The sequence below is a fragment of the Pararhizobium sp. genome (assembly GCF_035497515.1).
Lineage (GTDB): Bacteria > Pseudomonadota > Alphaproteobacteria > Rhizobiales > Rhizobiaceae > Pararhizobium.
Genome location: NZ_DATJDJ010000092.1, coordinates 1 through 3,743, shown reverse-complemented (window position 1 = coordinate 3,743; position 3,743 = coordinate 1). Strand labels below are relative to the sequence as shown.

Sequence of the window (3,743 nt, the reverse complement as noted above, 5' to 3'; positions counted from 1 at the left end):
AGGCGGCGAAATTCGGTGTTATGCAAGGATGTAAACCTTTACATGGTCTATGTAAAGGTTTACATAGGGCTCAAGCGGATGGGAGCCGCATGGGAGGAATTATGAATTCGAAGACCGGCGACGTCGGCAGCGTGGTGCTGTCCGCGAAGCGAATAAGCAAGTCGTTCAACGGCGTGCAGGTGCTCTTCAGTGTCGATTTCGATCTCCGTGCCGGCGAAATTCATGCGCTGATGGGCGAGAATGGCGCCGGCAAATCCACTCTCGTCAAGATCCTTTCCGGTTTCGAGCAGCCGACCTCGGGTGAAATTCTCCTCGATGGCCGCCCCGTCAAGCTGCCGCCGAACGGCGCAGCCGAAGCGCTTGGAATTGTCATCATTCACCAGGAATTCAATCTGGCCGAACACCTCACCGTGACCGAGAGCCTGTTTCTCGGCCGCGAAGTGACCCGTTTCGGCGTGCTTGACCGCAGGCATATGCGCTCCGAAACGCGCCGCGTCCTTGATCTCCTCGGTTCGCATATCGACGAAAATGCGATGATCAGTTCGCTTTCCATCGCCGACAAGCAGATGGTGGAGATCGCCAAGGCGATCAGCCGCGATGCCCGTATCGTTTTCATGGACGAACCCACCGCCGTCCTGTCGCGTGAAGAGACCAATTATCTGTTCAAGCAGGTACGCAAGCTGCGCGATCTGGGCACGGCCTTCGTCTTCGTATCCCACAAGCTCGATGAAGTGATGGAATTGACCGACCGGGTGACGGTCCTGCGCGACGGGCAATGGATCAAGACCTCGCCGACCGCGATCCTCGACGGGGAGTCGATCGCGCAGCTGATGGTCGGGCGCGAACTGTCCAAGCTTTTCCCGGCCAAGAGCGAGCCGAATGTCGATGAGGAGATCATGCTCAGCGTCAGCGGGCTTTCGACCGGCTATGTCCGCGATGCGAGCTTCGATGTGCGCAAGGGCGAAATTCTCGGCTTTTCCGGCATGATCGGATCGGGGCGCACGGAGCTGATGGAGGCGATCGCCGGATTGCGGTCGCGCGCCTCCGGTGAGGTGACGATCAACGGCGTGCCCGTGTCCTCCGGCGATGTCCATGCGGCAAACCGATCCGGCCTTGCCTATATGACCAAGGACCGCAAGGCCAAGGGCCTGCTTCTCGGTTCGCGGATGACCGCCAATCTGACGCTGCAATCGCTCGATAAGCATGGCCAGCTCGGTTATCTCAGTCCTGCAAGCGAGGCCGCCGCCCTGGAGCGGGCGCGCCGCCGCTTCGATATCCGGGTCCGCGACGGCAATGTCGTTGCCGGCCGCATGTCCGGTGGCAACCAGCAGAAGCTGCTGCTTGCCAAGGTGATGGAGACCGAGCCGGACATCATCATCATCGACGAGCCGACGCGCGGCATCGATGTCGGCACCAAGCAGCAAATCTATCATTTCATCTCGGCGCTTGCCCGTGATGGCCGTGCGATCATCGTCGTCTCGTCGGAGATGCCCGAGGTCATCGGCCTTTGTACGCGTGTCGCGGTCATGCGCGAGGGCCGGATCGTCGGCATGCTCGAGGGGGATGAAATCTCCGAGCAGGAGATCATGCGCTACGCGGCGGGCTTGAAGAAAAAGACGGCAGCGTGACCGCGAGAGGTTGCGGGCCGGGCACTGTCGGTAATTCCCAGGGACAATGGGACGGGAGATTGGGTTGGATATGAGCGTCAACGAGGAAACCAGGGAAATCCGTCGCCGAAGCTGGCGTGATGTCGATCTTCGGGCTGTCGCGCCGTTTGTGGCGCTCGTGCTGCTGCTCATTCTCGGCGCGCTCGTCAATCCGAATTTCATCGGCATCAACAACCTCGCCAATGTCGCGACCCGCAGCGCCTTCATCGCCATCATCGCCATTGGTGCCACCTTCGTGATTTCTTCGGGCGATCTCGATCTCTCTGTGGGGTCCATGGTCGCCTTCGTTGCCAGTCTGATGATCCTGTTCATGAATTCGGGCGTGATTGCCGATCCGGCGCTGATGTTGACGGCGGCGATGGTCCTTGCCGTCGTCGCGGGCTGCGCTTGCGGCCTTGCCAACGGCCTGGTGACGACGGTCGGCCGGATCGAGCCTTTCATCGCGACCCTCGGCACGATGGGCATCTATCGCGGCCTGACGACCTGGCTGTCGCAGGGCGGTGCAATCACGCTGCGTGATCCCGCGCTGCAGGAAATGTATCGGCCGGCCTATTTCGGTTCCATTCTCGGCTTGCCGGTTCCCATCGCCGTCATTCTCGCGGTGACCTGCGTGGCGGCTTTCGTGCTCTATCGCACCCGCTATGGCCGGCATGTCGTCGCCGTCGGGTCGAACAGCGACGTTGCGCGTTATTCCGGCATTCCCGTCAATCGCGTCCGCACCATCGCCTTCGTCATCCAGGGCCTCTGCGTGGCCATCGCCGTCCTTCTCTATGTGCCGCGTCTCGGCTCGACGTCGGCCACCACCGGCATCCTGTGGGAATTGCAGGCGATCACGGCCGTTGTGGTCGGCGGAACCGCGCTCAAGGGCGGGGCCGGCCGGGTATGGGGCACGATATGCGGCGCCTTTATCCTCGAGCTGGTCGGCAATATCATGCTGCTTTCCAACTTCATCAGCGAATATCTGATCGGGGCCATCCAGGGCGCGATCATCATCATTGCGATGCTCGTTCAGCGCTCGCTGGTGCGGAAATCGTGAATAACCGGGTTCATGGGTCGCCCGGTCTTGAGACTGCAAGGACCCGAATTCACTAGGGAGAGAGAAACATGCGTAAAGCACTATTGAGCGTTGCGGCCATCGCCATCATGGCGTTTGCCGGCGCTTCCCACGCGCAGGAAGAAAAGAAGGTCACTATCGGCGTCTCGATCCCGGCCGCCGACCATGGCTGGACCGCGGGCGTCGTGTTCCACGCGGAGCGTGTCGCCAAGCTTTTGATGGAACAGCATCCGGGCCTCAACGTGATCGTCAAGACGTCGCCGGATCCGGCAAGCCAGGCGAATGCCGTGCAGGACCTCGAGACCCAGGGCATCGACGCGCTCGTCATCCTGCCGTCCGACCCGGATCCGCTGGTCAACGCCATCAAGGAAGTCAAGGGCAAGGGCACGTTCGTCGCCATCGTCGACCGCGCGCCGAGCGTCAACGACAATACGGTCCGCGACCTCTACGTGGCCGGCAACAACCCGGCGCTCGGCCAGACGGCCGGCGAATACATCAAGGCAACCACGCCGGACGCTGAAGTCGTCATCATCCGCGGCCTGCCGATCCCGATCGACCAGGCGCGCCAGGACGGCTTCGACAAGGGCATCGAAGGCTCCAATGTCAAGGTTCTCGACCGCCAGTTCGGCAACTGGAACCGTGACGATGCCTTCAAGGTCATGCAGGATTACCTGACCAAATACCCGAAGATCGACGTGGTCTGGTGCCAGGACGATGACATGGCCGTCGGCGTTCTCCAGGCCATCGAGCAGGCCGGCCGCACGGACATCCAGTATGTCGTCGCCGGCGCCGGCTCGAAGGACATGATCAAGAAGGTCATGGACGGCGACAAGATGATCCCGGTGGACGTGCTCTATCCGCCGGCAATGATCGGCACGGCGATGGAACTCACCGCCAGCAACTTCTACGATCAGGTCCCGGTTCGCGGCACGTTCATCCTAGACGCCACGCTGGTGACCAAGGACAATGCGGCAAGCTTCTACTTCCCGGATTCTCCGTTCTGATCTTTTCGCCTCGAAAAT

Annotated in this window: 3 protein-coding genes; all 3 read left to right on the top strand. The window is 61.2% G+C overall.

The features are described from left to right. The first annotated feature begins 101 nt into the window (after positions 1-101). The 3 genes from VL202_RS09785 (at position 102) to VL202_RS09775 (ending at position 3,725) form a co-directional block, all read left to right on the top strand. Entirely contained in the window at positions 102-1,628 is a 1,527-nt protein-coding gene (locus VL202_RS09785) for a sugar ABC transporter ATP-binding protein (RefSeq protein ID WP_325463932.1), read from the top strand. Between the two features lie 70 nt (positions 1,629-1,698). Next, on the top strand, positions 1,699-2,703 hold the full coding sequence (locus tag VL202_RS09780) for an ABC transporter permease (protein WP_056340092.1): 1,005 nt from the start codon (positions 1,699-1,701) through the stop codon (positions 2,701-2,703). A 68-nt stretch (positions 2,704-2,771) separates the two neighbouring features. Further along, a complete protein-coding gene (locus tag VL202_RS09775) occupies positions 2,772-3,725 on the top strand; it encodes a substrate-binding domain-containing protein (RefSeq protein ID WP_325463931.1) in 954 nt (317 codons plus the stop codon). The last annotated feature ends 18 nt before the right edge of the window (positions 3,726-3,743 follow it).